Below are 2,673 nucleotides of genomic sequence, written 5' to 3'. Positions count from 1 at the left end.
AAGGCCAGGAGCAACGGTCACGTCATCAACAAAGCAGTTTACCTTGCCATCGGGGTCAACTTGGACGGAGCCAAGGAAGTCCTGGGGATGTGGATTTCCGAAAATGAGGGCGCCAAGTTTTGGCTCCAAGTCGTGACCTGGGCCTGTAAACAGTTTTGTGTAAATGGTTCGGCTTCCGGTTTCTACAGATTGATCGGCATCCTGTCCTCAAAGAGGATGGTGAACCGATTCATGGCAGCCTTCCAGTCTCTGATCGGCAGGGTCCATTTCTTGGCAATGTTTCTTAAAGCCAGGTACAGCAGCTTCAGCATGGCCTCGTCATTGGGAAAAGACCCTCGGTTTTTGGTCACCTTTCTCAAAGACATATTCAGCGATTCAATGGCGTTAGTGGTATAGATGACCTTCCTGATATCGGCAGGATAGGCGAAAAACGGGATGACCTGGTCCCAGTTCCGACGCCAGGTCATGCCAATGGTAGGGTGGGTCGCATCCCACTTGGCTTCAAATGCTGTCAGCTCCATCTCAGCCTGCTCAGCGGTCGCTGAATCGTAGATCAGCTTCAGGTCTGCGGCAACCTCCTTGCGCTGTTTCCACGAAACGTACCTCAGGGAGTTGCGCACCATGTGCACGATGCAGAGTTGGACCTGAGTCTTCGGGTAAACGGCCTCAATCGCCTCCGGGAAGCCCTTCAGCCCATCGACACAGGCAATGAAGATGTCCTGGAGTCCGCGGTTTTTCAGCTCGGTCACGACTTGGAGCCAAAACTTGGCGCCCTCATTTTCGGAAATCCACATCCCCAGGACTTCCTTGGCTCCGTCCAAGTTGACCCCGATGGCAAGGTAAACTGCTTTGTTGATGACGTGACCGTTGCTCCTGGCCTTAACCCTGATGGCGTCCATGTAGACAATGGGATAGACAGCATCGAGTGGGCGGTTCTGCCAGATCTTGACCTCTTCGGCCACGGCGTCGGTGACCTTCGATATCAGGGCAGGAGAGACCTCGACGCCGTAGATTTCTTCAAGGTGACTCTGGACCTCACGAGTCGTTAAACCCCGTGAATACAGGGAAATGACCCTGTCATCGAACCCTGGAAAGCGGGTCTGCCCCTTGGGGATGATCAGCGGTTCAAAGCTGCCGTCACGGTCGCGGGGGATCTCAATCGGCATGCTGCCGAACTCGCCCTTGATGGTCTTGAGGGACGAGCCGTTCCGGGCATTACCCTCCTTGTTTGTGACGGGAGCGTTTTTCTCATGCCCCAGGTGCACAGTCATTTCTGCCTGAAGTGCCCGTTGGAGAACGGCCTTGGTCAGTTGCTGAAGCAGGCCATTTTCCCCGATGATCTCTTCAGGGGTCTTGTAGGTTTTGAGCAGGTTGTCGATGGCGGCGTTGAGGTCTTTGTTCTTGGTCACGTTGGCTCCTTAGGGTAAGTTGGTTTACCCCGGAATGACCATTTACACAAACCTTTTTACACCCTCTAGAGCGGTGCCCATTTTGAGATGGCGATGGATGGCCGTCATTACATCGGGATTGATTCTGTCGCTTTTTCTTCTTTTGCCCTCTGCGGAAGCCCAATCGGATTATCGGTCAGCCGTCCACCGGTTCTTAAAAACCATCAAAACGAAGAACCCCAAGGCCATCGCAGGTATGGTTGCCTATCCTTTGCACAGGGAACCACCACTTCCTCGTATCGATAATCAGCAACAGTTTCTCGCAGCTTTTGACGAAGTGTTTGATGATGGCTTTTTGCAAGCCCTGGCTACCTCCAAAGTCAAAGAAGACTGGACCGACATGGGGTGGAACGGGATCATGTTCCGCCATGGAGTTCTATGGTTGGATGAAGATGGCAAGATAACAGCGGTAAATTTCGAAACGGAGAAAGGTATCCAGAAACGAAAGGCCTTGATTGAGGCTGACAGGAAAACTCTGTATGTAAGCCTTCAAAATTTCGAAGAGCCGATTTTTGAATGGGAAACCAAGAATTACTTGATCAGGGTCGATAGAACGGGCGAGGATCGTTACCGCTACGCTTCCTGGCATAAACCGAAGGTAAAAAGTGACAAGCCCGATCTTATTTTGACCAACGGCAAGCGAACCTTCGACGGCAGCGGCGGCAATCATTACTTCGACTTCAAAAGCGGCGTCATTTCATACCGCTGCTACGTCTGGGTAATCGGTGCTGATGACACCCCACCAGGGGAGTTGGAAGTCTCAAAGGGAGGAAAGACCATTCTCAATGAGCCTGTTACCAGAATAATAATGGGCCGGTGATCCGCTCGCAAAAGGGAGACCATGGGGAGCGATCGGGCGATCGGGACGCCCATGCAATCCATGCGTTTCCTGAATGAGATCAACCTGGAGGGATGAAAATGAGACCGGCGTTCGGCGAGAACCGCAACCAGCATATGGCCGCCTTGCCCACCCACCGGCAAAAATTCAGTCAGTGACTAAGCCGTTTGTCCAAGAGGATCGTATGCGAGCAATTATTTTAGCGTTGTCCCTTCTTTTCACCCTCATAGGCAGCAGCGCCTTTGCGCAGGATTTCGTATGGCGGCGCCGGTTTTCTTGGACACGAGATTGTGCTAAATCAAGTGACCAAGGAGATCGAACATGGAAAACAAGGGAAGCCGTCTCGGTGCAGCGGAGGGAGAGCGTAGCTCGACCGACGCTGCACCT

Annotated in this window: 3 protein-coding genes and 1 pseudogene; 3 read left to right on the top strand and 1 reads right to left on the bottom strand. The window is 52.6% G+C overall.

The window, feature by feature from the left end; genetic code table 11:
* Positions 1–138: pseudogene (locus ACYVL5_RS23450) on the top strand (transposase); the annotation flags it as partial.
* A 44-nt stretch (positions 139–182) separates the two neighbouring features.
* Here the strand turns inward: ACYVL5_RS23450 and ACYVL5_RS23445 are convergent.
* On the bottom strand, positions 183–1,409 hold the full coding sequence (locus tag ACYVL5_RS23445; protein WP_460597968.1) for an IS256 family transposase: 1,227 nt from the start codon (positions 1,407–1,409) through the stop codon (positions 183–185).
* Positions 1,410–1,506: 97 nt separating this feature from the next.
* On the opposite strand from ACYVL5_RS23445, the gene ACYVL5_RS23440 reads away from it, so the two are divergent.
* Positions 1,507–2,268 carry a hypothetical protein gene (locus tag ACYVL5_RS23440; protein WP_460597967.1) on the top strand — a complete coding sequence of 254 codons (762 nt, stop codon included), beginning with the start codon at positions 1,507–1,509 and terminating at the stop codon, positions 2,266–2,268.
* 202 nt (positions 2,269–2,470) lie between these two features.
* Positions 2,471–2,673, top strand: a 203-nt coding sequence (locus tag ACYVL5_RS23435) for a hypothetical protein (RefSeq protein ID WP_460597966.1), incomplete at its 3' end; no start/stop codon positions are given.

Source organism: Geomonas sp. Red276, from assembly GCF_054784495.1.
This window is presented reverse-complemented; position numbering and strand designations above follow the sequence as displayed.